This is a genomic window from Pseudomonas frederiksbergensis, from assembly GCF_003732705.1.
Classification (GTDB): domain Bacteria; phylum Pseudomonadota; class Gammaproteobacteria; order Pseudomonadales; family Pseudomonadaceae; genus Aquipseudomonas; species Aquipseudomonas frederiksbergensis_F.
Window position 1 is genome coordinate 235,593 of the sequence record NZ_MOBR01000015.1, and the last position, 24,620, is coordinate 260,212.

The 24,620-nt window shown below is 60.5% G+C and carries 24 protein-coding genes and 1 pseudogene; 12 read left to right on the forward strand and 13 right to left on the reverse strand.

Annotation, left to right across the window (positions count from 1 at the left end; translation table 11 throughout):
* Positions 1-78 precede the first annotated feature (78 nt).
* Positions 79-642 carry a helix-turn-helix domain-containing protein gene (locus BK667_RS17180; RefSeq protein ID WP_123508805.1) on the reverse strand — a complete coding sequence of 188 codons (564 nt, stop codon included), beginning with the start codon at positions 640-642 and terminating at the stop codon, positions 79-81.
* Between BK667_RS17180 and BK667_RS17185 the strand changes: the two are divergent.
* The 7 genes and pseudogenes from BK667_RS17185 (at position 637) to BK667_RS17215 (ending at position 8,124) form a co-directional block, all read left to right on the forward strand.
* Positions 637-1,666: pseudogene (locus BK667_RS17185) on the forward strand (DMT family transporter). The gene BK667_RS17180 and the pseudogene BK667_RS17185 sit on opposite strands and share 6 nt — an antisense overlap.
* Positions 1,667-2,042: 376 nt before the next feature.
* Positions 2,043-4,979: a monovalent cation/H+ antiporter subunit A gene (locus BK667_RS17190; protein WP_123598358.1), complete on the forward strand. Its 2,937-nt coding sequence runs from the start codon at positions 2,043-2,045 to the stop codon at positions 4,977-4,979.
* A complete protein-coding gene (locus BK667_RS17195; protein ID WP_007986256.1) occupies positions 4,979-5,323 on the forward strand; it encodes a Na+/H+ antiporter subunit C in 345 nt (114 codons plus the stop codon). Before BK667_RS17190 ends, BK667_RS17195 begins: the two co-directional genes overlap by 1 nt.
* Entirely contained in the window at positions 5,320-7,005 is a 1,686-nt protein-coding gene (locus BK667_RS17200) for a monovalent cation/H+ antiporter subunit D (RefSeq protein ID WP_123598359.1), read from the forward strand. Before BK667_RS17195 ends, BK667_RS17200 begins: the two co-directional genes overlap by 4 nt.
* On the forward strand, positions 7,002-7,490 hold the full coding sequence (locus BK667_RS17205) for a Na+/H+ antiporter subunit E (RefSeq protein ID WP_123598360.1): 489 nt from the start codon (positions 7,002-7,004) through the stop codon (positions 7,488-7,490). The genes BK667_RS17200 and BK667_RS17205 overlap by 4 nt, the downstream gene beginning before the upstream one ends.
* Positions 7,487-7,765 carry a K+/H+ antiporter subunit F gene (locus tag BK667_RS17210; protein ID WP_123409606.1) on the forward strand — a complete coding sequence of 93 codons (279 nt, stop codon included), beginning with the start codon at positions 7,487-7,489 and terminating at the stop codon, positions 7,763-7,765. Before BK667_RS17205 ends, BK667_RS17210 begins: the two co-directional genes overlap by 4 nt.
* Positions 7,762-8,124: a Na+/H+ antiporter subunit G gene (locus tag BK667_RS17215; protein ID WP_123508811.1), complete on the forward strand. Its 363-nt coding sequence runs from the start codon at positions 7,762-7,764 to the stop codon at positions 8,122-8,124. Before BK667_RS17210 ends, BK667_RS17215 begins: the two co-directional genes overlap by 4 nt.
* A 114-nt stretch (positions 8,125-8,238) precedes the next feature.
* Here BK667_RS17215 and BK667_RS17220 read toward each other — a convergent pair whose 3' ends face one another.
* Positions 8,239-8,676, reverse strand: a complete 438-nt coding sequence (locus BK667_RS17220; protein WP_123508812.1) for a DUF3995 domain-containing protein — start codon at positions 8,674-8,676, stop codon at positions 8,239-8,241.
* 95 nt (positions 8,677-8,771) lie between these two features.
* Between BK667_RS17220 and BK667_RS17225 the strand changes: the two genes are divergently transcribed.
* Both BK667_RS17225 and BK667_RS17230 read left to right on the forward strand, forming a co-directional pair.
* Positions 8,772-9,158, forward strand: coding sequence for a DUF2946 domain-containing protein (locus tag BK667_RS17225; protein ID WP_123598361.1), 387 nt, complete (start codon positions 8,772-8,774; stop codon positions 9,156-9,158).
* Positions 9,159-9,245: 87 nt separating this feature from the next.
* Complete coding sequence (locus tag BK667_RS17230) at positions 9,246-11,378, forward strand: TonB-dependent receptor (RefSeq protein WP_123598362.1); 2,133 nt, start codon at positions 9,246-9,248, stop codon at positions 11,376-11,378.
* A gap of 88 nt (positions 11,379-11,466) precedes the next feature.
* On the opposite strand, the gene BK667_RS17235 is transcribed toward BK667_RS17230, so the two are convergent.
* The 3 genes from BK667_RS17235 to BK667_RS17245 form a co-directional block, all read right to left on the reverse strand.
* On the reverse strand, positions 11,467-12,483 hold the full coding sequence (locus BK667_RS17235; RefSeq protein WP_123598363.1) for an ABC transporter substrate-binding protein: 1,017 nt from the start codon (positions 12,481-12,483) through the stop codon (positions 11,467-11,469).
* Between the two features lie 129 nt (positions 12,484-12,612).
* A complete protein-coding gene (locus tag BK667_RS17240) occupies positions 12,613-12,816 on the reverse strand; it encodes a hypothetical protein (RefSeq protein ID WP_123508816.1) in 204 nt (67 codons plus the stop codon).
* Complete coding sequence (locus BK667_RS17245) at positions 12,816-13,286, reverse strand: hypothetical protein (protein ID WP_123508817.1); 471 nt, start codon at positions 13,284-13,286, stop codon at positions 12,816-12,818. The genes BK667_RS17240 and BK667_RS17245 overlap by 1 nt, the downstream gene beginning before the upstream one ends.
* A 407-nt stretch (positions 13,287-13,693) precedes the next feature.
* Between BK667_RS17245 and BK667_RS17250 the strand changes: the two genes are divergently transcribed.
* The 3 genes from BK667_RS17250 to BK667_RS17260 all read left to right on the forward strand — a co-directional run bounded on the left by BK667_RS17250 (position 13,694) and on the right by BK667_RS17260 (position 14,703).
* Positions 13,694-13,942 carry a hypothetical protein gene (locus BK667_RS17250; RefSeq protein ID WP_123598364.1) on the forward strand — a complete coding sequence of 83 codons (249 nt, stop codon included), beginning with the start codon at positions 13,694-13,696 and terminating at the stop codon, positions 13,940-13,942.
* Positions 13,943-14,102: 160 nt separating this feature from the next.
* Positions 14,103-14,333: a hypothetical protein gene (locus BK667_RS17255; RefSeq protein ID WP_123508819.1), complete on the forward strand. Its 231-nt coding sequence runs from the start codon at positions 14,103-14,105 to the stop codon at positions 14,331-14,333.
* 130 nt (positions 14,334-14,463) lie between these two features.
* Positions 14,464-14,703, forward strand: a complete 240-nt coding sequence (locus BK667_RS17260; RefSeq protein WP_084323168.1) for a DUF2789 domain-containing protein — start codon at positions 14,464-14,466, stop codon at positions 14,701-14,703.
* A 216-nt stretch (positions 14,704-14,919) separates the two neighbouring features.
* Here BK667_RS17260 and BK667_RS17265 read toward each other — a convergent pair whose 3' ends face one another.
* From BK667_RS17265 to iolG, 8 genes are all read right to left on the reverse strand, one after another.
* Positions 14,920-16,530, reverse strand: a complete 1,611-nt coding sequence (locus BK667_RS17265) for a methyl-accepting chemotaxis protein (protein ID WP_375539175.1) — start codon at positions 16,528-16,530, stop codon at positions 14,920-14,922.
* Between the two features lie 201 nt (positions 16,531-16,731).
* Positions 16,732-17,136, reverse strand: a complete 405-nt coding sequence (locus BK667_RS17270; protein ID WP_010459637.1) for a TraR/DksA family transcriptional regulator — start codon at positions 17,134-17,136, stop codon at positions 16,732-16,734.
* A gap of 327 nt (positions 17,137-17,463) precedes the next feature.
* Positions 17,464-18,486: an ABC transporter permease gene (locus BK667_RS17275; RefSeq protein ID WP_054052830.1), complete on the reverse strand. Its 1,023-nt coding sequence runs from the start codon at positions 18,484-18,486 to the stop codon at positions 17,464-17,466.
* Positions 18,487-18,543: 57 nt separating this feature from the next.
* Positions 18,544-20,109, reverse strand: coding sequence for a sugar ABC transporter ATP-binding protein (locus BK667_RS17280; RefSeq protein WP_123508821.1), 1,566 nt, complete (start codon positions 20,107-20,109; stop codon positions 18,544-18,546).
* Positions 20,110-20,179: 70 nt separating this feature from the next.
* Complete coding sequence (locus BK667_RS17285; RefSeq protein WP_123508822.1) at positions 20,180-21,106, reverse strand: sugar ABC transporter substrate-binding protein; 927 nt, start codon at positions 21,104-21,106, stop codon at positions 20,180-20,182.
* A 129-nt stretch (positions 21,107-21,235) separates the two neighbouring features.
* Positions 21,236-22,306, reverse strand: coding sequence for a Gfo/Idh/MocA family protein (locus BK667_RS17290; RefSeq protein ID WP_123598365.1), 1,071 nt, complete (start codon positions 22,304-22,306; stop codon positions 21,236-21,238).
* Between the two features lie 263 nt (positions 22,307-22,569).
* Positions 22,570-23,430, reverse strand: a complete 861-nt coding sequence (locus BK667_RS17295; protein WP_123598366.1) for a sugar phosphate isomerase/epimerase family protein — start codon at positions 23,428-23,430, stop codon at positions 22,570-22,572.
* A 148-nt stretch (positions 23,431-23,578) separates the two neighbouring features.
* Entirely contained in the window at positions 23,579-24,589 is a 1,011-nt protein-coding gene (gene iolG, locus BK667_RS17300) for a bifunctional inositol 2-dehydrogenase/D-chiro-inositol 1-dehydrogenase (protein ID WP_123598367.1), read from the reverse strand.
* Positions 24,590-24,620: the final 31 nt, after the last annotated feature.

The following is a 24,620-nucleotide window of genomic DNA, read 5'->3' on the forward strand; positions in this document are numbered from 1 at the left end:
TTAAAGTTCACGAAGGTTCTACGTCTACTGTCAGAAATTACAGGTATCGCGATCTTTCCGATGATCGGTGATCCCCTGTCAGATCACCACATTACGCACAAACCGCGCCGCCACTTCCCCGTCATTGCGATAGGTATGGGGCTGGTTGCTGGCGAACATATAGAACTCGCCGGCGGCGATTGCGTGGGGCGTATCGCCGAGCATCAGGGTCAGGCAGCCTTCGAACACGTAGATCTGTTCGCTCCAGCCATCGGCATCCGGTTGCGACGGGTAAATTTCCCCCGGTTGCAGGCACCATTCCCACTGCTCCACTTCGCGGGTGGCGGTGGCTTTGGACAGCAGGACGGCTTTGCTGCCGGGGATCGTGCCGGCCCAGGCCAGTTCATTGATACGGCTCGGATCACGGGCGTCCGGGGCCTGGATCAGGTCGCTGAACGCCACCTCCAGCGCTTCGGCCACACGGTCGAGGGTGGTCAGGCTGACGTTTTTCTCGCCGGCCTCGATGGCCACCAGCATGCGGCGGCTGACCCCGGACTTTTCCGCCAGAGCAGTCTGGCTCATGTCGGCGGCGTGGCGCAGGCGTTTGACGTTCTGGCTGACGTGCTGGAGGACCGAAGCCCGTGGGGGAGAATCTTTGTGCACTATATTGCTCACTCGGTAGGGTTGGGCAGTATACTGCGCAACATTCGGGCGCATTGTGCGTCCGCCTCAGGTAGCGCGCAAGGTCATGACGTCGGTGAACACTCCCCACACCTCCTCCCGTTTCTCGCGGTTCAGCAAGGCCGAGTGCGTGCTGGTGCTGATCACCATGGTCTGGGGTGGCACCTTTTTGCTGGTGCAGCATGCGATGACGGTCAGTGGGCCGATGTTCTTCGTCGGCCTGCGCTTTGCGGCGGCGGCGTGCATTGTCTCGCTGTTTTCCTGGCGCAGCCTGCGGGCATTGACGCTGCTGGAACTCAAGGCCGGGTCATTCATCGGCGTGGCGATCATGCTCGGTTATGGCTTGCAGACCGTCGGTTTGCAGACGATTCCCAGCAGTCAGTCGGCGTTTATTACCGCGTTGTACGTGCCGTTTGTACCGCTGTTGCAGTGGATGGTGTTTGGCAAACGTCCGGGGTTGATGCCGAGCATTGGCATCATGCTGGCCTTTACCGGGTTGATGATGTTGTCCGGGCCTTCCGGGGCTTCGCTGGATTTCAGCCCTGGCGAAATCGCCACGCTGATCAGCACCGTCGCCATTGCCGCCGAGATCATTTTGATCAGCACCTATGCCGGCCAGGTGGATGTGCGGCGGGTGACGGTGGTGCAACTGGCGGTGACTTCGATGCTGGCGTTTCTGATGGTGGTGCCAACACAGGAAGCGATTCCGCATTTCTCCTGGTTGCTGCTGGGCAGCGCCCTGGGTTTGGGCGCGGCCAGTGCGGCAATCCAGGTGGCGATGAACTGGGCGCAGAAAAGCGTTTCGCCGACCCGGGCGACGTTGATCTACGCCGGCGAGCCGGTGTGGGCCGGGATTGTCGGGCGGATTGCCGGGGAGCGGTTGCCGGGGATTGCACTGCTGGGGGCTGGGTTGATTGTGGCGGCGGTGATTGTCAGTGAATTGAAGACCAAGGGTAAGCAGCGCGAGCAGGTTGAGGGCGAGTTGGAGAATGAGGCTGTTGATTAGGTTGATGTGACTGATAAATCGCTTTCGCGAGCAGGCTCGCTCCCACAGGGGTTTGGCGCTGCACACAACATTTCCTATCAATGCAGATCCCTGTGGGAGCGGGCTTGCTCGCGAAGGCGGACTGTCAGTCAACATTTCCGTTGAATGTGATGGCCCCTTCGCGAGCAAGCCCGCTCCCACATGGGCTGGTGTACTCCGAACCATTGTAGGAGTGAGCCTGCTCGCGAAGGCGCCGGGCTTGCTGAAACCATTCCTCTGAAACAGTGAAAAACCCGCCTTTCCCGCCTACCTTGTAGGATCCTGCCACACGTTGGCGTTTTGCGATCCGAGAGCTGGCACGTATGATGCTTCACAAACTTCCGCAGATTAGAAGCCTATGTCCCTGATAGTTCTACTGCTTCTGCCTTTTATCGGCAGCTGTGTCGCGGCTTTGCTGCCACACAACGCGCGTAATACCGAATCGCTGTTGGCTGGCCTGGTGGCCTTGATTGGCACCATCCAGGTCGCTTTCCTGTACCCGCAAATCGCCCATGGCGGCGTAATCCGCGAAGAGTTTTTCTGGCTGCCCAGCCTCGGTTTGAACTTCGTCCTGCGCATGGACGGGTTTGCCTGGCTGTTCTCGCTGCTGGTGCTGGGCATCGGCACGCTGGTGTCACTGTACGCCCGCTACTACATGTCACCGGACGATCCGGTGCCGCGGTTCTTCGCGTTTTTCCTGGCGTTCATGGGCGCGATGCTCGGGCTGGTAATCTCCGGCAATCTGATCCAGATCGTTTTTTTCTGGGAGCTGACCAGCCTCTTCTCATTCCTGTTGATCGGCTATTGGCACCACCGCGCCGATGCGCGACGCGGCGCCTATATGGCGCTGATGGTCACCGGTGCCGGGGGCTTGTGCCTGCTGGCGGGGGTCATGCTGCTCGGCCATGTGGTCGGCAGCTATGACCTGGACAAGGTCCTGGCCGCCGGCGATCTGATTCGCGCACATGCCCTCTACCCTATCCTGCTGCCCCTGATCCTCATCGGCGCCTTGAGCAAAAGCGCACAATTCCCCTTCCACTTCTGGCTGCCCCACGCGATGGCGGCGCCGACCCCGGTTTCGGCCTATCTGCACTCGGCAACCATGGTCAAGGCCGGGGTCTTCCTGCTGGCACGGTTGTGGCCGTCGCTGTCCGGCAGTGAAGAATGGTTCTACATCGTCAGTGGCGCCGGCGCCTGCACCCTGTTGCTCGGCGCGTATTGCGCAATGTTCCAGAACGACCTCAAGGGGCTGCTAGCCTATTCGACCATCAGCCACCTCGGCCTGATCACCCTGCTGCTGGGCCTGAACAGTCCGCTGGCTGCCGTGGCCGCGGTGTTCCACATTCTCAACCACGCCACCTTCAAGGCCTCACTGTTCATGGCCGCCGGGATCATCGACCACGAAAGTGGCACCCGGGACATTCGCAAGCTCAGCGGCCTGATCAAACTGATTCCATTCACCGCCACCCTGGCGATGGTCGCCAGCGCCTCGATGGCGGGCGTGCCGCTGCTTAACGGTTTCCTCTCCAAAGAGATGTTCTTCGCCGAAACCGTGTTCATCAACGCCACGGCCTGGGTCGAGATGACCCTGCCAATCGTGGCGACCATCGCCGGTACGTTCAGCGTCGCCTACTCCCTGCGCTTTACCGTCGACGTGTTCTTCGGCCCGCCCGCCACCGACCTGCCGCACACCCCGCATGAACCGCCACGCTGGATGCGCGCACCCGTCGAGTTGCTGGTGTTCACCTGCCTGATCGTCGGGATCTTCCCGGCGCAAGTGGTCGGCCCGTTGCTCGCGGCGGCGGCCCTGCCCGTGGTCGGAGGCACGCTGCCTGAATACAGCCTCGCCATCTGGCACGGCTGGAACGCGCCGATGATCATGAGCCTGATCGCCATGTCCTGCGGCATCGTGCTTTACCTGCTGCTGCGTAATCAGCTCAAGCGCGGCCGCTTCAAGTACCCGCCGCTGATTGGCCGCTTCAACGGCAAGCGCTTGTTCGAGCGCAGCCTGGTGGTGATGATGCGCCTGGCCCGGCGTCTGGAGCGGCGGATCAGCACCAAGCGCCTGCAAACCCAATTGTTCCTGATGGTGCTCGCGGCCGTGCTGGCCGGGTTGATCCCGATGCTCCACAGCAGCCTGAGCTGGGGCGATCGGCCAAAGATTCCGGGCTCGATTGTGTTCGTGATCCTCTGGCTGCTGGCGATTGCCTGTGCCCTTGGCGCGGCGTGGCAGGCCAAGTATCACCGTCTCGCAGCCCTGACCATGGTCAGCGTGTGCGGGTTGATGACCTGCGTGACCTTCGTCTGGTTCTCGGCGCCGGACCTGGCCCTGACCCAACTGGTGGTCGAAGTGGTGACCACCGTGCTGATCCTGCTGGGCCTGCGCTGGCTGCCTCGACGGATCGAAGAGGTATCACCGCTGCCGAGCAGCCTGCGCAAGGCGCGCATCCGCCGTATCCGTGACTTGCTGTTATCGACCGGCGTGGGCGGCGGCATGGCGTTGCTGGCCTACGCGATGCTGACCCGCCAGACGCCGAACGATATTTCCTCGTTCTACCTCAGTCGCGCGCTACCTGAAGGTGGCGGCAGCAACGTGGTCAACGTGATGCTCGTGGACTTCCGTGGCTTCGACACCCTCGGCGAAATCACCGTGCTGGTGGCCGTGGCGCTGACCGTGTTCGCCCTGCTCCGTCGCTTCCGCCCGCCGAAAGAAAGCCTGCAGTTGCCGGCCCAGCAGCGCTTGCTCGCGCCGGATGTGGTGACCGATCTGGTCAACCCGCGTCACGCCAGCGACACCGCCCTCGGTTTCATGATGGTGCCGGCGGTGCTGGTGCGCCTGCTGCTGCCTATTGCAGTGGTGGTGTCGTTCTATCTGTTCATGCGTGGTCACAACCAACCGGGCGGCGGGTTTGTTGCCGGATTGGTGATGTCGGTGGCGTTCATCCTGCAATACATGGTCGCTGGCACGCAGTGGGTCGAGGCGCAAATGAGCCTGCGGCCGCTGCGCTGGATGGGCACCGGGCTGCTGTTCGCCACGGTCACCGGGCTGGGGGCGATGGCTGCTGGCTATCCGTTCCTGACCACCCACACCTGGCATTTCTCATTGCCGGTGCTCGGCGACATTCATATCGCCAGTGCGCTGTTCTTCGACATCGGCGTCTACGCCGTGGTGGTCGGTTCGACCCTGTTGATGCTCACCGCCATCGCCCACCAATCGGTCCGGGGTCACAAGACCGCAGCGCAGCCCAAATCCGCCGGCCTGCCCCGATCCGTTGCCGCCAAAGGAGCCGTCTGATGGAAGAAGTCATCGCAATCGCCATCGGCGTCCTGGCCGCGTCCGGGGTCTGGCTGATCCTGCGGCCACGGACGTTCCAGGTGGTCATGGGCCTGTGCCTGCTGTCCTACGGCGTCAACCTGTTCATCTTCAGCATGGGCAGCCTGTTTATCGGCAAGGAGCCGATCATCAAGGACGGCGTGCCCCAGGATTTGCTGCATTACACCGACCCGCTGCCGCAAGCATTGGTGCTGACCGCCATCGTCATCAGCTTCGCCATGACCGCGCTGTTCCTGGTGGTGTTGCTGGCCTCCCGGGGCCTGACCGGCACCGACCATGTGGATGGCCGGGAGCCTAAAGAATGAATGCGATGACGCACCTGATCGCCGCACCGATTCTGCTGCCGCTGCTGACCGCCGCGATCATGCTGTTGCTTGGCGAAAAACATCGCCCGCTGAAAGCCAAGATCAACCTGTTCTCCAGCCTGTTGGGCCTGGGGATTTCCGTGTTGTTGCTGCAATGGACGCAAACCACCGGCGTGCCCGGCTCCATCGGCGTGTACCTGCCCGGCAACTGGCAAGTGCCGTTTGGCCTGGTACTGGTGGTGGATCGCCTCTCGGCGTTGATGCTGGTGCTGACCGGGATTATCGGTGTCAGCGCCCTGCTGTTTGCCATGGCCCGCTGGGACGGCGCCGGTTCAAGCTTCCACGCGCTGTTCCAGATTCAGATGATGGGCCTGTACGGCGCGTTCCTGACCGCGGACCTGTTCAACCTGTTCGTGTTCTTCGAGGTGCTGCTGGCCGCGTCCTACGGTTTGATGCTGCATGGCTCGGGCCGGGCGCGGGTTTCATCGGGATTGCATTACATCTCGATCAACCTGCTGGCCTCATCGCTGTTCCTGATTGGCGCGGCGCTGATTTATGGCGTCACCGGCACCCTGAACATGGCCGATCTGGCGCTGAAAATCCCGCTGGTGCCGGAAGCTGATCGCGGCCTGCTGCATGCCGGCGCGGCGATTCTGGCGGTGGCGTTCCTGGCGAAAGCCGGGATGTGGCCGCTGAACTTCTGGCTGGTCCCGGCCTATTCCGCTGCCAGTGCGCCGGTGGCGGCGATGTTCGCGATCATGACCAAGGTCGGCGTCTACACGTTGCTGCGGCTGTGGACGCTGCTGTTCTCCGGCCAGGCCGGGGCGTCCGCCTACTTTGGTGGCGACTGGCTGATCTATGGCGGCATGGCGACCATCGTTTGCGCGGGCGTGGCGATTCTGGCCGCGCAACGGCTGGAACGCCTCGCCAGCCTGAGCATTCTGGTGTCGGCGGGGATTCTGCTGTCGGCCATCGGTTTCGCCCAACCGAACCTGATTGGCGCGGCGCTGTTCTATCTGGTCAGCTCGACGTTGGCATTGAGTGCGCTGTTCCTGCTGGCCGAGTTGATCGAGCGCTCCCGTTCGGTCAACGAAATGCCGCTGTACGATGACGGCGACTTGCTGCCACGGCCGATGGAATCCCTGCAACCGCCCAAAGGCATCAACCTCGATGATGAACAGAAAGCCGTGGTCGGCCAGGTGATCCCCTGGACCATGGCGTTCCTCGGTTTAAGTTTCATTGCCTGCTCGCTGCTGATCATCGGCATGCCGCCGCTCTCCGGGTTCATCGGCAAGCTCGGCCTGCTCAGCGCCCTCCTCAATCCGTTGGGCATCGGCAACAGCGGTGATGTACCGGTTTCGAACGCGGCGTGGGGTTTGCTGGCATTGCTGGTCCTGTCCGGCCTGGCCTCGCTGATTGCCTTCTCGCGCCTGGGCATCCAGCGTTTCTGGACGCCTGAGGAGCGGCCCTCGCCACTGTTGCGACGCTTCGAGTGCGTGCCGATCATCGCGCTGTTGGGGCTGAGCATTGTGCTGACCTTCAAGGCTGAACCGCTGCTGCGCTACACCCAGGCTGCCGCGGATGCCTTGAACAACCCGCAGCAATACGTGATGGCGGTGCTCGGCACCCGCGCGGTTCCGAGCCCCGAAGCCAAGGCTGCGATGGCGGAGGTGCAACCATGAACCGTGTGTTTCCTGCACCCTGGTTGTCCCTGGCGCTGTGGCTGTTGTGGCTGGTGCTGAACCTGTCGATGAGCCCCGGTAATCTGCTGCTGGGCGCGGCACTGGGGTTCTGTGCGCCGTTGATGATGCGCAAGCTGCGACCATTGCCGATTCGTATTCGGCGGCCGGGGGTGATTGTGCGGTTGTTCTTCCTGGTCGGTCGCGACGTCGTGGTGTCCAACCTCACGGTGGCCTGGGGCGTGCTCAATGCCGGTCGGCGCCCACCGCGCTCGGCATTTGTCAAAGTGCCGCTGGACTTGCGCGATGCCAACGGCCTGGCGGCGTTGTCGATGATCTGCACGGTGGTGCCCGGCACGGTGTGGTCGGAACTGGCGCTGGACCGCAGCATTCTGTTGTTGCACGTATTCGACCTGGATGATGAAGCGTCGTTTATCGAGCACTTCAAGACAACCTACGAGCACCCCTTGATGGAGATCTTCGAATGAGCGAATTGCTGTCGAACGCGATTCTGCTGAGCCTGTTCATCTTTTCGGTGGCGATGATCCTGACCCTGATCCGGCTGTTCAAGGGCCCATCGGCCCAGGACCGGGTTCTGGCGCTGGATTACCTGTACATCATCGCCATGCTGATGATGCTGACCCTGGGCATTCGTTATGCCAGTGACACCTACTTTGAGGCGGCGCTGCTGATCGCCCTGTTCGGCTTCGTCGGCTCGTTTGCCCTGGCCAAATTCCTGCTGCGTGGCGAGGTGATCGAATGAATGGCGAATTGTCGTTGTGGGTCGAGATCCCGGTGGCGATCCTGTTGGTGCTCAGCAGTCTGTTTGCGCTGATTGGCGCGGCCGGGTTGCTGCGGATGAAGGATTACTTCCAGCGCATGCACCCGCCCGCCCTGGCTTCGACCTTGGGCGCGTGGTGCGTGGCGTTGGCGTCGATCATTTACTTTTCGGCCCTCAAGTCCGCGCCGGTGCTGCATGCGTGGTTGATCCCGATTTTGCTTGCGATTACGGTGCCGGTGACCACGTTGCTGCTGGCGCGGGCGGCGTTGTTCCGCAAGCGCATGGCCGGGGATGATGTGCCGGCTGAGGTGAGTAGTCGGCGGACTGACAGTCAGGGTTAGGTTCAGGATTTTTGGTGTTTGGGCGGGCCTCTTCGCGGGCAAGCCTCGCTCCTACAGGTTGGGGTTGATGATTCAACACATGACCCGTAGGAGCGAGGCTTGCCCGCGAAGCTTTTAAATCCAGGCCACTGCGAGCAACCCCGCCCCCAACACCACACACAACGGCGAATAGGCCCAGGTGTCAAGCCGGGCAAACTTCGAGCCCTTGACCTGCTTGAAGAACCCCATCAGGTTCGAATCCCCGATCGCCCGAGCAAACATCAGCATTGCAATCGCGCTGATCACCCATTGCAGCGACCAATGCTGCACCGTCGGCAAATACAGACCGACCCGCAAACACACCAGCATCGCAATCAGCAGCAAACCCACCGCCACCAGCAACGTGGCAAAGCCCGAGGGCTTGAACGCTTGCCTTGACTCCCCACCGCCCTCCCCGGGCACTCGCGGCACCGCCGCCTCGCTTCCAAGCTTGCCACCTGCCGCCCAATACAAGTGAATCAGGCTGATCAACAGGAAGATTGCAGCAATCCATTGCGCGACCATTAGGCTCATATTCAGACTTCCAGCGTGAAATGTCGCAGCAGGATGAACTTCATCGAGCATTTTTGTAAGGGTAAATGTCATCGGCGGTGGTAAAGTGCCGCCCCATGAAACTCGCCCGAACTGATCGCACATTGATGGCCTGGATGCTTTATTGCTGCGTCCTGTTCAACGTGTTCGCCTGCAGTATCGGTCACGGGCAAATGGTCGGGATGCAGCTCAACGGCCTCGGCGGCCAGTTCTGCAGCGTCGACCCGGCGACCCAGGCGCCGGCCGCCTCGAACACCTCCGATGAGAAGCTGCCGACCCTGTCCAAGGCGTTTGGCTGCCCGCTGTGCTCTACCGGCGGCATGGGTCCGGCGCTCAATTCCAGCCTGACCCTGGCGATTCTCCCGCAACAGCACAGCCCACCGCTGGCCGTCGCTGCCGATATAGACCTCCCTGCCCGCTACACCTGGCCTTCAGCCAACCCCCGCGCCCCGCCTTACGCCTGATTTTTTTGCCTTTCCGATCAGCTCACTACGCCTACGCGTGGCGTTCGCCTGTGTGCTGTTTCCTAGCCAAGAATTCAGGATTCATCGATGAAACACATCCCTTTACTGGCGAGCCTGTTTGGCTGCCTGTCCGTTAATGTCTGGGCGCAATCCACCGTCGATCTGGCGCCGATCACCATTGATGGCGAAGCTAATACCGAACCGGGCCTGAGCCTTGATCAATCCAGCGGCATGGCCTCGCGACTGGGCCTGAGCGTACGGGACACCCCGGCCTCGGTGGCCATCGCCAACCGCAACGACATCGAGCGCCATGGCGCGCAGAACTTCCAGGACGCCGCCAACACCTTGCCCGGCGTCAATGCCAGTGCACCGCCGGGTTTCGGCGGATTTGTCTCTTACCGTGGATTCACCAGCAGCCAGATCACCCAGATGTTCAATGGCATCAACGTCTCCGGCGGTCTGGCGCGCCCCGTGGATGCGTGGATTTATGATCGGGTGGAGCTGGTGGGCGGCCCCTCGTCGCTGATCAATGGCGCCGGTTCCGTGGGCGGTTCGCTGAACTACGTGACCAAACTGGCGACCCGCGAAGAGCAAGCCGCCGAAGGTCGGGTCAGCTATGGCAGCTACGACACCACCGAGACCGCATTTGGCCTCAACCACGCCCTCAGTGAGGCCGGGGCGGACGTTCAGCACTACGAGCGACTCGACGTCAGCCACAACGCCAGCAACGGTTACATCGACCGTCAGGAGCGCGATGCCTGGAGCGTGGCGTTCTCGCTGCTCAGCGACCTGACGCCGAACCTGTCCCACACCCTGGCCCTGGAATATCAGGACGAACACGAAGACAGTCCGTACTGGGGCACGCCCGTGCTCAATCCCAAGGCTGGCGAGTTGAAGATCGACAAACACAACCGCTTCAATAACTACAACGTCGAGGATGGTCGCTACGAGCAGCGCACGATCTGGGTGCGCTCGATCATCGACTACCGGATCAACGACAGCACCAGCCTGCGCAACACCCTGTATCACCTCGACAGTCAGCGCGACTACCGCAACCTGGAAACCTACCAGTACAACGCCGACAACAGCGCGGTGAACCGCTCCACGGCGTATCAGGTGCGGCATCAGGGTGAGCAGAATGGCAACCAGTTCGAGCTGCGCCACGACAACACCCTGTTCGGTCTGGACACCACCTGGTCCGGCGGTTTCGAGTACAAGGTCAACCAGACCACCAACTCGCCGCTGAACGTCAAAGGCGCCAGCACCGTTGACCCGAACAATTTCCAGCCGGGGCACTTCTATGACATCCCTGGCACCAATCCCAAACTGATCAGCGACAAGACCAACGAGGTCACCACCAAAGCGCTGTTCGTCGAGAACCGGCTGGCATTGACTGACAAACTCGCACTACTGACCGGGCTGCGTTACGACGACATCGACCTGGACGTGACCAATCACCGCGAGGTAACCGCCAGTAATCCCCGGCACCTCAAGCAAAGGTGGGAGCCGGTGACCGGGCGGGTCGGCCTGACCTACCAGTTCATCCCCACGGCCAACGTCTACGTGCAATACAGCACCGCCGCCGAACAGCCCAACGGCACGCAGAACTTTGATGTGTCCACCGGCAAACAGTGGGAAGTCGGCAGCAAGTTCGATTATCTGGGCGGTCGCGGATCGGCGACGGTGGCGGCGTACACCATCGAGCGTAAAGACTTCGCGGTGACCGATCCGCTGGACCCGACCCTAAGCATTCCGGTGGGTCAGCAGACGTCGAAAGGCATCGAACTGGCCTCGTCCTTCAAGATCACCGACAGGCTGTTGGCCGAAGGCAACTTCGCCTGGGTCGATGCGCAATACGACGAGTTCACCGAGAAGAACGCGGCAGGCGTAGTGGTTTCACGTAAAGGCAACACGCCGACCAACGTGCCGGATCGGGTCGGTAACCTGTGGCTGACCTATGACTTCGCGCCGCAATGGCAGGGCGGTGTCGATGCGCGGTACGTGGCTTCGGTGTTTGCCGACAGCGCCAATACCATGACTGTGCCGTCGTACACGCTGTTCGGGAGTTTCCTGAGCTACAAGGTCGACCAGCACACCACCGTGACCGGCCGGGTGCGTAACCTGACCAACGAGGTGTATGCCGAGTTTGCGCATGTTTCGCCGGCGTATTACCTGGGGACGCCACGGACATTCGAGTTGGCTGTACAGACGCGGTTCTAAGTACACCTCCTGTAGGAGCAAGGCTTGCCCGCGATGACATCCATGAGATCGCCATCGCGGGCAAGCCTTGCTCCTACAGGGTATGCGCTCAGTTCAGTGAGGCACTCACCTTATCCGCCACATCCTTCGGCAACCACGCCTGCCACACGTCCGGATGCGCCTTCATGAACGCCTCCGCCGCCTGGCGCGGTGCGGTGTGTTTCTCACTCATCTGCGCCAGGGCCTTGTTCAATGGCCCGATCGGCAAATCAACCTTTGTGAAGAACTCAGCAATCTGCGGGTATTGCTTCTGGAACGGGGTGGACACGCCAATCGACAGCTTGGAAGCCAGCGAACGGGTCGGTTTCGGATTCGGGTTATCGGCGTCGGTCAGGGTTTTCCAGGCTTCGGCGTCAAACGGCGGTTCTTCCAGTTGAATCAGCTTGAAGCGCCCAAGCAACGGCGTCGGGGACCAGTAATAGAACAGCACCGGTTTGCCACGGCGGATCGACGAAGCAATCTCCGCGTCCAGCGCGGCGCCCGAACCACTGCGGAAGTTCACATAACTGTCGTTCAAGCCGTAGGCCGTGAGTTTCTGCTTGTTGACCACTTCCGAGGTCCAGCCAATCGGGCTGTTGAGGAAGCGGCCCTTGCCTGGGCTTTCCGGGTCGCTGAAGACATCCTTGTAGCGCGGCAGGTCGCTGACACTGCGCAGGTCCGGCGCCAGGGGCTTGATGCCTTTGGCCGGGTCGCCCTTGACCACGTATTCCGGCACCCACCAACCCTCGGTGGCGCCCTTGACCGTGTCGCCCAGGCTCACGACCTTGCCTTCGGCTTCCGCCTTGACCCACACCGGACTGCGCCCGGCCCACTCTTCGCCAATGACCTGGATGTCATTGTTGGCCAGGGCGGTCTCAAGCGTGATGGTGGTTCCGGGCAACGTGTCGGTCGGCAGGCCGTAGCCCTTCTCGACGATGATCCGCAGGATATCGGTGATCAGGCTGCCGCTTTCCCAGTTCAGGTCGGCGAAGTGGATTGGCGCCTGGGCCGCGAACACCGGGACCGGCGAGGCCAACAAACCAAAGGTGGCCAGGGTAGCGGCCAGCAACTGTCGAAGTCCTTTCATGCTTTTGCACCTCGTGCTGTTCACAGCAATAGCAGGATGGCCTGACAGACAAGACCGCAAGCCTCTGAATACTCAGTCCATTGACTGTAGTAGAGGTTCCCGCTTTTTAGGGATCACGAGGTGCGAGGATTACTTTTCAGAAGGTTGCTGCAACCGGGCCAATTCCCTTCGCACCATGCTGGCGTACTCCGCCGGACGCAAGGTGTAGATCTGTGACGCCACCCAAGTCAGCCAACCGCTTTGCAGAACGGCCTTCTGGTCGAACAGGCGCTGGGCCTCGACCTGTGCGCTGGCAAGGTTCTGCACGTGAAAATCGGCGCGGGTCAGGGGCATTACTCGCTGGCCTTGAAGGTCACCAGTTCACCCTTGCGCCACTTGGCGGCCTTGGCCGTCACGGCTTTCAGGGTTTTGGTCAGGCCTTCCTGCAACTGTTGGTGAGCGGCGAACACCATCACCACGCTATGACCTTCCTTGAACACAATGCCGTGACCGTCGGCGGTGGTGACAAACGCGTAATCGCCCAGGCCGTAGACCGTCAGTTTGATTTCACGGAACTTGATGTCCAGTTTGCCGCCTTCGCGACTGGGCAATACCGAGGCGCTGAAATGATCGCCGACCTTGAGTTTGAGGCCGGGCTTGTCGTCCACCACCAGTGCTGCTTCGGTATCGATTTCGGCAATGTAGATGCCTTCAGCGTTCTGTTCGGTGACATAGACAAAACGGGACTGAAACTGTTTAACCAACTTCGCACGCAAATCACCCAGGACGAACAACGCGTGCATATCAAGATTACTTACTGCCAAGGAAACATCCCCACATCTGAAAATGATGCCGCACGCAGGAAAAACGCACAGCAGAAAAAGCGGCCATGGCGAATGTGTGCCGAATGAGCCGGGTCGAAATCCTGAACTGAGCAGAGCGCTCATCTATCGCGAGGTAAGAGAGATTACTGGATTGTCACTCGCGCCGTCCTCCCTGACGTTCGCCAAACCTTGAAGGAAAACACCCTTCTTGCCGCCGGAAAAAGCGGACTACTGACTTTAGGGAAAAATCCCTTCAATAAAAGCACTTTTCCGACATATCGCCCGTAAAAAATTGCTTTAGATGGATGCCAATCGCCAACAGTGATGGCGATTCTAGAGCAGCGACGCTCGTCGAGACTACTCAAAACGACGAACACACGTCGGTTAACACACGAAAAGGACTTCTTATGTGCACCATGACTCACTTTGCGAATCACTCGACAATCCACACCAACCACCCGGCGCCCCTGCATCCCGTGGTATTCCAGGCGTATGTCCTGCCCTTTGCAACGCTGGTCATGCCGCGCTTCCAGGTGATACCGGCCGGCAAGGCGTTCTTCCACATCAAGGAAACGGCCACCGGTCGTGTAAGAGGTTTCCGCACCCACCATAACGAAGCCTGTGCCCTCGCCCGTTCACTGGCCACACGCACCTGACGCCCACCATTGCCTTTTATCCCGAATGACGTTTCGTCACGCCGACGACTTAACTCAGCCGTCGGCCGGCAACTACTGCCATACTGCGCACCCCATGAATTCCGGCCCCTCGGCGGACGGCTTTCAATACAACATAATATTTCCAAGGGAAGGCTGCTACGTGACGGAATTTGATATCGGTGAATTTTTTATCCGGGGCGAAGCCAGAGAAGTTGAAGGCGAATTCCAGGCTGTCATTGTGATGCGTGCCAAACCACCCTTGACCACCGTGACCTATCACCAAGTCGAGAAGGATCGCTGGTTCAAAACCTCGGACGTCGCGTTCATTGCCGCCCAGGAAGCCGCCAAGGCCCTGAAGCTGGCGGTTGATGGCGGCGCATTGAAAGACTGATCCCGCTTTGCCGTCTATGCTCTCCCCTGCTTTCGACCATCGCAATCGAACTCCTGAAGCGCGGCTCCCTCAGATGCAGTGAAGCCGCCCCTCAGATCTCGCACTCGACGCGACCCGCAAGGAGATGAACATGGATTCACCTACACACGACTTGAAAGGTTTGTTCGACCAACTCGGCCTGGACTCCAGCGAGAAGGCCATCGACGATTTCATCGCCAGCCACTCCCCCCTCGCCGACGACAAGAAACTGATCGACGCCGAGTTCTGGACCCCGCAACAAGCCGGTTTCCTAAAAGAACAACTGCGTGAAGACGCGGACTGGGCGCGGGTGGTGGACGATTTGAACCTGCGGATGCATCAGGTTCACTAGGCCGCACACCTGAAAAATCTTGAGCAAAAAAGAGCCCCCTGAAGTGTGCACTTGCCTGTGGCGAGGGGGCTTGCCCCCGTTGGGCCGCGAAGCGGCCCCCTCAGGCTTACCGAGTTGCCTGGATTGGCGACTGCTTCGCAGCCGAACGGGGTGATGCGGCATTCCGACAAGCCCCCTCGCCACAAAAAGCCCGTCAAGTCATCAATAAGCCTCGCACTAGCGCGGTTTCTCGGGCTTGTAGCCCAGCCGCAATCCACCCCAATGCCGCCCCTTGAGCATGATCGGCACAGACAAATCGTGCATCAACTCACCGGTATCGCGGGTGTAGGTCTGCAACAACACCGGTTGCTGATGGCTGCCACAGCGGATCCCGGTGCGGTCGGCGAACTTGCGTTTGGTGCGGTTTTGCAGGGTGTCGACTTGCGGATCGCCGGTCAGCGGCTGGCTGAACACCGTGTTATGGGTCGGCACATAGCCCTGCTGCGTACAGGCGATGGCAAAGACCAAACCTTCATGGCGCGGTAGCAACGGTTCCTGGATCGCCGGCAGCACCTGATCGGTGTAGCGGTCGAAACGCGTCTGGAACTTGGCCGGGCTGGTGTTGGGAATCGCCTGGTAATTGCGATCGAACAGATCATCGAGACTGACCCGGCCCTGATCGATATCCGCCTCAAAACGCGCAGCAATCTGACTCGCGCCTTCGCGGGCCAGGTCATAAATCCGTTGGTGATAATCGTCCAGGCCAACCTCGGCCAGGCGCTCGCTGATGGTTTCGGCCTGCCCTTCCATCTGCACCGCCGCCTTGGCCAGATGTTGGGTCTGTTGATCGCTGATCGCCAAATCGCTGCGCATCTGCTCGATGGCATGAAACAGGCCGTCCAGTTGCTCGCGGTTGGTGTCAGCGCCCCGGGCGATTTCCCCGACCTGCTGTTCCACGCCGGCGGCCAGGCGCGCGATGTTTTCCAGATGCTGGCCGGTGTGCTCCACCTGTTTGACGCCGACGTCCAGATCGCTGGAGAGCTGGCGAATCTGTTCCACCACTTGCGCGGTGCGTTGCTGGATGTCGGCGACCATTTCCCCGACTTCGCCGGTGGCCGTCGCGGTGCGGGCGGCCAGACCGCGAACTTCATCCGCCACCACCGCAAAACCGCGACCGTGTTCCCCGGCCCGTGCCGCTTCGATAGCGGCGTTCAGTGCCAGCAAGTTGGTCTGGCTGGCGATGGACTGGATCACCAGGGTGACCCGCTGAATGTCGTCGCTGCGCAGGCTCAGGGCTTCAATCAGTTCTCGACTGGCACTGGCGCGCTGGCTGAGCTGATGCATGCGGGAAATCGATTCGATCAACTCCGTACGCCCGGCGGCACTGCTCTGATGGGCCTCACTGGCCGCACTCAAGGCTTCGCGACTGAGCGTCGAGGTGGCTTGTTCGGTGGAAATCATCACTTCGGCGTTGCTGACGATGCGCTTGGCGGCATCGAGTTGCGATTGCACCTTCTCGGCCAGTTGCTTGACCGAAAACGCCACGCCAGCAGCGGACAGCGCGTTGTGACTGGTGGTGTAGGAAAGGTCGCGGGTCAACTCGGCAATGGCGCTTGAGCTGTCGGCAGGGATTGAATCGGGGATTGCGCGTGTGCGCAGGCGCGGCAGCCAGATGATCAGCACGGCCACGGGCAGGCCGATGTAGAGCGACGCGCCGCCCAAGGCCATGCCACAGAGCAACAGCACCAGGGCGATGCTTTGCACCGTCGGCGTCAGCCAAAGGTTCTTTGGCGCAAGTACTGGTGCAGGCACATGCCCAACCAGAGATCCGTCTCTCGTCATCTTCATCACCCCATGCGTCTTCTATTTGTTGTGACTGCATTAAACGCCACTAGTGGGCCATTATCTATGGTCCATTAGTCGTGGATATTGCAGCAGGTCAATAGAAGTGTTGGGGTTTCGCGGACGGCAAAAAGCTTCGCGGGCAAGCCTCGCGCCTACAGGATGTGTGTAGGTGCGAGGCTTGCCCGCGAAGGGGGCGCTACGGAATCAGGCCTGACGCTGGTGCTTGTCGATCTGTTCGTGACGCTCTTGAGCTTCGATGCAGTACTTGGTGGTCGGGCTGATCAGCAGGCGTTTCAGGCCAATGGCCTCGCCACTGTCGTCGCACCAGCCGAAGCTGTCTTCTTTGATGCGTTCCAGAGCCTGTTCCAACTGAGGCAGCATGCGCTGGTCGCGATCGATCGCGTTGACCAGCCAGGTGCGCTCTTCTTCAACGGAAGCCGCGTCGGCCGGGTCAGCCGGGGTGTCCAGGCTTTCGATGGCGATGCGGTTCTGTTCGATGCGCTCGTGGGTTTCGACTTTCATGTTCTGCAACAGCTCGTAGAAAAAAGCATGTTGCTCGGCATTCATGTAGTCATCCGCCGGCATGGCCAGCAACTTGTCCTTTGTCATTGATATCTCTATAAAAAAACGTGCATTAAGGCGAATTAGGGAGCGTTCCGTCGGACCTCGTCGGCCGTCGGAAAGGCGCCATGTATTCCAAGCGCCACCCGGCACTCAATTTACGAGGGGCGGCAGTCTAAGGCCGACTTGAGGCCTCAGCAACTGAAAAGACAGCGAATTTGTCCGACAACACCCGGAAAGTGCGCTTTGGCAGCCGTTGTGGTGGTTATCGGAGTGCGTTTATAGCAAGAAATTCAGTCCAGCGGCTTTATATAGAAGACAAACGGCTGCGCCACGCGGGTCAGGCGTGGCGCATTTTTGCTGTTTATTGCGGTTTCAGCGTTTGAGTTTGCGCTTGTTGCGGTACTGGTCGATGACCACCGCCACCACAATGATCAACCCCTTGATGATGTCCTGGATATATGCATCGACCCCGACAAAGGTAAAGCCGCTGGCCATCACCCCGAGAATCAGCGCGCCAATCACGGTACCGGTGATGCGCCCTACGCCACCCGCCAGGCTGGTGCCACCGATCACGGCCGCGGCAATCGCATCCAGCTCATAGGACATGCCCATCCCGGCCTGCCCGGTCGCGGCACGGGCCGAGGCCACCACGCCAGCCAGGCCTGCGAGCAACCCGGCGATGCTGTAGACGATCACCAGATGCCGCTTGACGTTGATCCCGGAAGTCCGCGCCGCCTGCATGTTGCCGCCGATGGCGTAGGTGTATTTGCCGTACTTGGTGTAACGCAGGGCGATGTGGAAGATCACCGCCACCACCAGGAAAATGATCACCGGCATGGCGCCGTGGCCGATGGCGGTGTAGGAATCGGACAGCATGCTCACCGGTTGGCCTTCGGTGTAATACCGCGCCAGGCCCCGGGCCGAGACCATCATGCCGAGGGTGGCAATGAACGGCGGGATCCCGGTGACGGCGATGATGCTGCCGTTGATCGCCCCCGCCAGCAGTCCGACCCCGAGCCCGGCAATCACCGGGATCCACACCGGCAAGTCGGTCAGCGACGGAAACACCGCCCTGGCGAAGTCCGAGGTCTGGGCCAGGCTGGCGGCAATCATCGCCGACAGCGCCAGCACCGAACCCGAGGACAAGTCGATACCGGTGGTGATGATCACCTGGGTCACGCCGATGGCCAGCAGGCCGATGATCGAGACTTGCAGGATCATCAGCACCAGACGCTGGGAGTTCATCAGGAAGCTCTGGTCGCGCACGATCCAGCCAAACACCTCAAACACCAGGCCGATGCCGATCAGCACCAGGAAGATGCTCAACTCCGTCGGAAAGCGCCGACGACTCTTGGTCGGTGCCGTTGCTGGCTTGTTTTCCAGTATCGCGTTCATAACCACTCACCCTTCTATCGCGTCGCCCGTGCTGGCCGCAGCCAGCGCCGGCATCAATTAGTGAACCGCGGACATGCCCGAGGCCAATTGCATCACCCGTTCCTGGGTCGCTTCGCTGCGGTCGAGGGTGCCCATCAGGTCGCCCTCGTGCATGACCATCACCCGGTCGCTCATGCCGAGCACTTCCGGCAGTTCCGAGGAAATCATGATCACCGCCATGCCTTCGCTGGCGAGGTAGGAGATCAGCCGGTAGATCTCGGCCTTGGCGCCGACATCGATGCCGCGGGTTGGCTCGTCGAGAATCAGAATCCGTGGATTGGTCATCAGCCAACGCGCCAACAAGGCTTTCTGCTGATTGCCGCCGGACAAGGTGTCGATGCACTGCTCCAGCGACGGGGTCTTGACCCGCAGCTTTTTGCACATGTCTTCGCACAACACCCGCAGGGCTTTCTGCTGGATAAAACCGTGACCGGCGTAATGCGGCAGCACGGCCATTTCCATGTTTTCCAGCACCGACAGGCAGGGGAACAGGCCACTGAGCTTGCGATCCTCGGTCAACAGCGCGAAGCCCTTCTCGATCGCCATGTGCGGGTCGCTGATGCGCACCACCTGGCCGTCGAGGCGAATCTCGCCGCCGTCGCTGGGGGTGATACCGAAAATCGCTTCGGCCACGTTGGTCCGCCCGGAGCCCATCAACCCGGCGATACCAAGAATCTCCCCGGCATGCAGGTCAAACGACACCCCTTTGAAAATGCCGTCGAGCTTGAGGTCGCGCACCGACAACAGCAGATCCCCAATCGGCTTCTCGCGCACCGGGAACAACTGGCTCAACTCGCGACCGACCATCATCGAAATCAGGCTGTCACCGTCCATGCTGTCGGCCCGTTGCAGGCCGATGTAGGCGCCGTCGCGGAACACCGCCACTTCATCGGCGATGGCGAACACTTCGTTCATTTTATGGGTGATGTAGATGATGCCTTTGCCCTGGCTCTTGAGGTCGGCAATGATCGAGAACAGGTGGGCCACTTCCTTATCGGTGATGGCCGAGGTCGGTTCGTCCATGATCAGGACGTCGGAGTCATAAGAGACGGCTTTGGCGATTTCAACCATCTGCCGCTCGGCGATGCTCAGGTTGCCGACCTGTTCTTCTGGATCAAGGTTGATGCGCAAGCGTTCCAGCAGTGCGGCGGTGCAGCGGTGCATTTCGCGGTGATCGATCATGTGAAAGCCGTTGAGCTGCTCACGACCGATCCAGATGTTTTCGGCGATGCTCATGTGCGGCATCAGGTTGAGTTCCTGGTGGATCATCGCGATCCCGGACTGCAGCGCTGCCAGCGGTGTTTCGAAGACCACCGGTTTGCCCCGCAGGCGAATTTCACCGGCGTCCGGCTGGTAGATGCCGGCGATGATTTTCATCAGGGTCGATTTGCCCGCGCCGTTCTCGCCCATCAGGGCCAGCACGGAGCCGGGACGCACTCGCAGTTGCACATCGGACAAGGCAATCACACCTGGAAAACCCTTGCTGACGTTGATGATCTCCAGCAAGTACGGCTCATCGACAGGTGTTGCGGTTGGCTGGCTACCCACCAACGGGGTGCTCGAAGCAGTCGCTGAAGCGAACATGATCAGGTACTCCATCAGCAAGGTCGCGGTGGCAACCTTGCGTGCTTATTGTTGTTATTGGACGGACAGGCTATTTGAACGTGTCGACGTTTTGCGGGGTGATCAAGCGGTAGGGAACCCAGACGTTCTGTTCAACCGGTTCGTTCTTGGCCATTTTCACCGCCGTGTCGATCGAACCGTCCGCCTGGCCTTTGGCATCCTGGAACACCGAGACCGTCATGTTGCCTTTCTTGATCGCGTTCAAGCCGTCCGGCGTACCGTCGACCCCGGCGATCAGCACCTCCCCTTTGGCCTTGCCGGCCTGGCTCAGGGCCATCGCCGCACCAATCGCCATTTCGTCGTTGTTGGCCACGACCGCGTCGAATTTGCGGCCCTGGGTCAGCCAGTCGTTGACCAGAGTCATGCCTTTATCCCGCAGCCAGGTGCCGGTCTGTTCTTGCTCGATCTTGATGTTCGGGTATTTGGCCAGCACCTCTTTGACGCCTTTGGTGCGGTTGGTGGTGGAGTTGTTCGCCAAGTCGCCCAACAGGATCACGATGTCGCCCTTGCCGCCCATTTTGTCGGCCAGGTATTGCATCTGCATTTCACCGGCCTCCAGGTCGTTGGAAGCGACGGTGACCACGCCTTTGGGCAGTTTCAGGTCATCCGGGCGGCGGTTGACGTAGACCAGCGGAATCCCGGCCTTGACCGCGGCTTCGGTTATTTTCCGGGTGGCGGCGGTATCCACCGGGTTGACCACGATGGCATCGACCTTCTGGCTGATGAAGTTTTCCACTTGGCTGAGCTGCTTGACCACGTCGCTGCGGGCGTCTTCGAATTGCAGCTGCACGCCGTCAGGGTAGGACTTGGCTTTTTTGTCCATGGATTCGCGCAGGTAGGTCAGCCAGGTGTCATCGAACTGGGACATGCTCACGCCGATCTTCATATCGGCCAGTGCAGCGCCGCTGGCGAACATCAAAGAGAGAGCAAGGGCGGTGAAACGGATCTGGGTCTTCATGAAAAGTCTTTCTCCACATTCTTGTTGGTTTTATGGATATGGCGTGACGATTTCAGTAAGCGGCAACAGGGTGAAACGTGGCGCGAGGCAGGTCGCTGGAAATGACTCTATTGGAATATAATTTCTATATCAACCAGTTTTAGAATTTAATTCTGATTTTATTCCACGGTGATCAAACTGGCCCAATTCCACCACTTGATGACGCTCGGCACTCAAGCGCGCAGCGTCCAGAACACGGGTGGCCGCCAGTGCATCACGGGCCTCCACCGGCAATGGGCCACCGCTCTGCAACGCGGTTTGTAGCTGTAAATAGAACTGGTTCCAGCAGCCGCGTTCGGAGGGCACCCGTTCGCGCACCTCGCCTTGTTCGAACCAGCCCCAGCGTCGGTGCTCTTCGACGCCCCAGCGTTCACCTTCGGATTTTGGCGAGAGCCCGGCCAGCGTCAGGGCCTCCTGCCCGTCCAGCCCATCGACGCTGTAGCAGCCTTGGGTGCCGGTGACTCGAAAGCGGGGTCCGGGGGTGTTCTGCAGGCAACTCCCGCCCAGGTGCGAGGTGACGCCGTTGGCGTGGGTCAGGGACATAAAGAAGCCGTTGTCGTAGGTCTGGCCTTTTTCCAGGTACTCCAATTCGGCGTAGACCTGTGTGACCGGGCCGAACAGCAGCAACGCTTGATCCACCAAATGGCTGCCCAAATCCCGCAGGAAACCACCACCGCTGCCGTTGTTCACCGCTTGCGGCGAATAGCGTTCGATCCGGGATTCGAAGCGAGTGACCTGCCCCAGCGCGCCAGATTCGATGAGTTTGCGCACGGTGAGGAAGTCCGAATCCCAGCGTCGGTTCTGATAGACGCTGAGCCGCACACCCTGGCGCTCGGCCATGGTGATCAGGGTTTGTGCCTGTTGCGCATCGGCGGCGAACGGTTTGTCACTGACCACCGCGACCCCGTGCTCGATGCCATCGAGTACCAGCGCCGGACGGCCCTTAAGCGGCGTGGACACCACCAGTGCGTCGATCCCGGCTTCCACCAGTTGGCCGATGCTGTCGAAGGCCGGCACACCGGGATGCTCGGCGGCCAACAACTGACGGCGCTCCGGGGAACGGGTGACCACACCGACAAACGTGGCACCCGGCAGGCTGCTGAGCAGCGGAGCATGGAAAAACCGGCCGCCATGGCCGTAACCGACAAGTCCGATACGCATGACTCAACTCCTTCTTGATCGTTCCCACGCTCTGCGTGGGAATGCATCAATGGACGCTCTGCGTCCGCTTTTGGGACGCGGAGCGTCCCGGGCTGCATTCCCACGCAGAGCGTGGGAACGATCGGTTAACCGCGATCCCGGTAGGAGCGAGGCTTGCCCGCGAAGGCGGTGTGTCAGGCGACGTCGATGTTGAATGTGCCGCCGCCTTCGCGGGCAAGTCGGATCGCCGCACCGCTCGCTCCTACAGGGTTATTGTGTGGGGCTTAACGGCAGAGCTCGCTTTTGACCCGTTCCAGCATCATCCGGTTGGACTCGTCCGGCCGGTCTTCCCAGGCGAACACCGACACCGTGGCAATCCCGTCGAATTGAATCTCGCGCAACGTGCCGAAGAACGCCTCCCAATTGACTTCGCCCTGCCCGATGTCCAAATGCTGGTGCACGGTGGCCACCACACCCGGCGGGTTGACGATGTAGCGCAACCCCGAAGAAGCCTTGTGGTTGTAGGTATCGGCGATGATCAAGTGGCTCAGTTTCGAGCCGGCGTACTTGAGCATCGAAGTGATATCGCCCACGCCGTCGTCATAGAAAAACGTGTGCGGCGCGGCGTAGAGGTAGTTGATCCAGTCGCGATCCAGCCCGCGAATGATGTCCACCGACTCGTTGTTGCGCTCACAGAAATCGTAAGGGTGCGCCTGGATGTCGAGCTTGATGCCTTCGCGTTCGAATTCGGGGATCAACTCGTCCATGGAGCGCATGAACTGGTTTTCGCACACCAGCGGGTTGTCCGACTGGCCGGTGAATTCGGTGTTGACCAGTTCGCAGTCCATCTCCACCGCAATCTGGATCGCGCGCTTCCAGTTGCGCACGGCGGCGACCCGCAGGCCCTCGTCGGCGGCGGCCCAGTGGTACATCGGTAATAAGGAAGAGAGTTTGACCCCGGTGTCGCTCAGGGCTTTGCGAAATTCCTTGATCCGCGCCTTGTCGACCCTCGGGGCTTTGTAGAACGGCAGGAAGTCTTCGCGGGGCGAGAGCTCGATGTGTTCGTAACCGAGCTCGGCGACCTTATCGACCATCTTGCCCAGGGACAGGGTGCGGTACATGTAAGGGTCTAGTGCGATGCGCATGTTCTTGTTCTCCTTCACCAATCTCAGCCCTGACACTGATCGTTCCCACGCTCTGCGTGGGAATGCCGCCATGGACGCTCTGCGTCCGCTCTTGGGACGCGGAGCGTCCCGGGCTGCATTCCCACGCGGAGCATGGGAACGATCATCGTTAGCCGTAGAAATGTGGGCGCTCTGGTAGGCCGACTTTAACGATCTGGCCGTTGTTCTGGGCTTCAATGCACGCGTCTGCGGCGACGGCGGCGGCAAAGCCATCCCATGCCGATGGACCGCCGACTTGACCTGCTCGCACGCCATCAATAAAGGCCTGAAGCTCGACGTCGTAGGCAGCAATAAACCGATCCTTCCAGTCCATCAGAATCGCATTCGACAGCTTCGCGCCACTGCGCAATTGCACCTGTTGCGGTTCCGGCAATTTAGCGATGCCGGTCTCCCCCACCACTTCGCACTGGATGTCGTAGCCGTACTGGCAGTTAACGAACACTTCCACGTCGATGCGTGTGCCCTTGGCGGTTTCCAGCAGGACGATTTGCGGGTCTTTCAAATGCGCGAGGGCTTTGCTGGATTTGCGTGGGAACACCACCTGCACCGAAACGTAGTCATCGTCGAGCAACCAGCGCAGCACGTCCAGTTCATGGATCAGGGTGTCGGTGATCGCCATGTCAGTCTTGTAGTTTTCGCCCACGGTCGGGTTGCGATGCGCGCAGTGCAGCATCAGCGGTTCACCGATCTGGCCGCTATCGATCACCGCTTTGAGGGCGCGATAACCTTCGTCGTACGGACGCATGAAACCGACCTGCACCAGGCGCTTGCCGTGGGCCACTTCGGCTTCGACGATCTTGCGGCAGCCTTCGGCGGTGACGGCCAGTGGCTTTTCGCAGAACACGGGTTTGCCGGCAGCAATCGCGGCCAGCACAAATTCTTCGTGGCTCGGGCCCCAGGAGGTGACGAGGATGGCCTCGACTTCTGGCGCCTTGATCAGCGCGTGGCCATCGGGGTAGACCTCTGCGGTCAGTTTCAGATCAGCAACAACCTTGGCGGCTTGCTGCAAATTGATGTCGGTCACCGCGACGACCTGGCTATTGAGCAAGGTCTGGCTGCAACGACGGATATGGTCCTGGCCGATGGCCCCGGTGCCGATGACGCCGATCTTCAAAGACATATAAACACTCCCGCTTATTGGTTTGAGGGCA

Bases quoted from the DNA above. Each gene is read 5' to 3' on its own strand.
- BK667_RS17275 (WP_054052830.1), bottom strand. From the start codon at position 18,486: ATGAACGCGATACTGGAAAACAAGCCAGCAACGGCACCGACCAAGAGT.
- BK667_RS17290 (WP_123598365.1), bottom strand. From the start codon at position 22,306: ATGCGTATCGGACTTGTCGGTTACGGCCATGGCGGCCGGTTTTTCCAT.
- BK667_RS17265 (WP_375539175.1), bottom strand. From the start codon at position 16,530: ATGAAGATGACGAGAGACGGATCTCTGGTTGGGCATGTGCCTGCACCA.
- BK667_RS17200 (WP_123598359.1), top strand. From the start codon at position 5,320: ATGAATGCGATGACGCACCTGATCGCCGCACCGATTCTGCTGCCGCTG.
- BK667_RS17235 (WP_123598363.1), bottom strand. From the start codon at position 12,483: ATGAAAGGACTTCGACAGTTGCTGGCCGCTACCCTGGCCACCTTTGGT.
- BK667_RS17250 (WP_123598364.1), top strand. From the start codon at position 13,694: ATGTGCACCATGACTCACTTTGCGAATCACTCGACAATCCACACCAAC.
- BK667_RS17295 (WP_123598366.1), bottom strand. From the start codon at position 23,430: ATGCGCATCGCACTAGACCCTTACATGTACCGCACCCTGTCCCTGGGC.
- BK667_RS17215 (WP_123508811.1), top strand. From the start codon at position 7,762: ATGAATGGCGAATTGTCGTTGTGGGTCGAGATCCCGGTGGCGATCCTG.
- BK667_RS17285 (WP_123508822.1), bottom strand. From the start codon at position 21,106: ATGAAGACCCAGATCCGTTTCACCGCCCTTGCTCTCTCTTTGATGTTC.
- BK667_RS17225 (WP_123598361.1), top strand. From the start codon at position 8,772: ATGAAACTCGCCCGAACTGATCGCACATTGATGGCCTGGATGCTTTAT.
- BK667_RS17230 (WP_123598362.1), top strand. From the start codon at position 9,246: ATGAAACACATCCCTTTACTGGCGAGCCTGTTTGGCTGCCTGTCCGTT.
- BK667_RS17240 (WP_123508816.1), bottom strand. From the start codon at position 12,816: ATGCCCCTGACCCGCGCCGATTTTCACGTGCAGAACCTTGCCAGCGCA.
- BK667_RS17260 (WP_084323168.1), top strand. From the start codon at position 14,464: ATGGATTCACCTACACACGACTTGAAAGGTTTGTTCGACCAACTCGGC.
- BK667_RS17205 (WP_123598360.1), top strand. From the start codon at position 7,002: ATGAACCGTGTGTTTCCTGCACCCTGGTTGTCCCTGGCGCTGTGGCTG.
- BK667_RS17280 (WP_123508821.1), bottom strand. From the start codon at position 20,109: ATGTTCGCTTCAGCGACTGCTTCGAGCACCCCGTTGGTGGGTAGCCAG.
- BK667_RS17190 (WP_123598358.1), top strand. From the start codon at position 2,043: ATGTCCCTGATAGTTCTACTGCTTCTGCCTTTTATCGGCAGCTGTGTC.
- BK667_RS17195 (WP_007986256.1), top strand. From the start codon at position 4,979: ATGGAAGAAGTCATCGCAATCGCCATCGGCGTCCTGGCCGCGTCCGGG.
- BK667_RS17220 (WP_123508812.1), bottom strand. From the start codon at position 8,676: ATGAGCCTAATGGTCGCGCAATGGATTGCTGCAATCTTCCTGTTGATC.
- BK667_RS17270 (WP_010459637.1), bottom strand. From the start codon at position 17,136: ATGACAAAGGACAAGTTGCTGGCCATGCCGGCGGATGACTACATGAAT.
- iolG (WP_123598367.1), bottom strand. From the start codon at position 24,589: ATGTCTTTGAAGATCGGCGTCATCGGCACCGGGGCCATCGGCCAGGAC.
- BK667_RS17210 (WP_123409606.1), top strand. From the start codon at position 7,487: ATGAGCGAATTGCTGTCGAACGCGATTCTGCTGAGCCTGTTCATCTTT.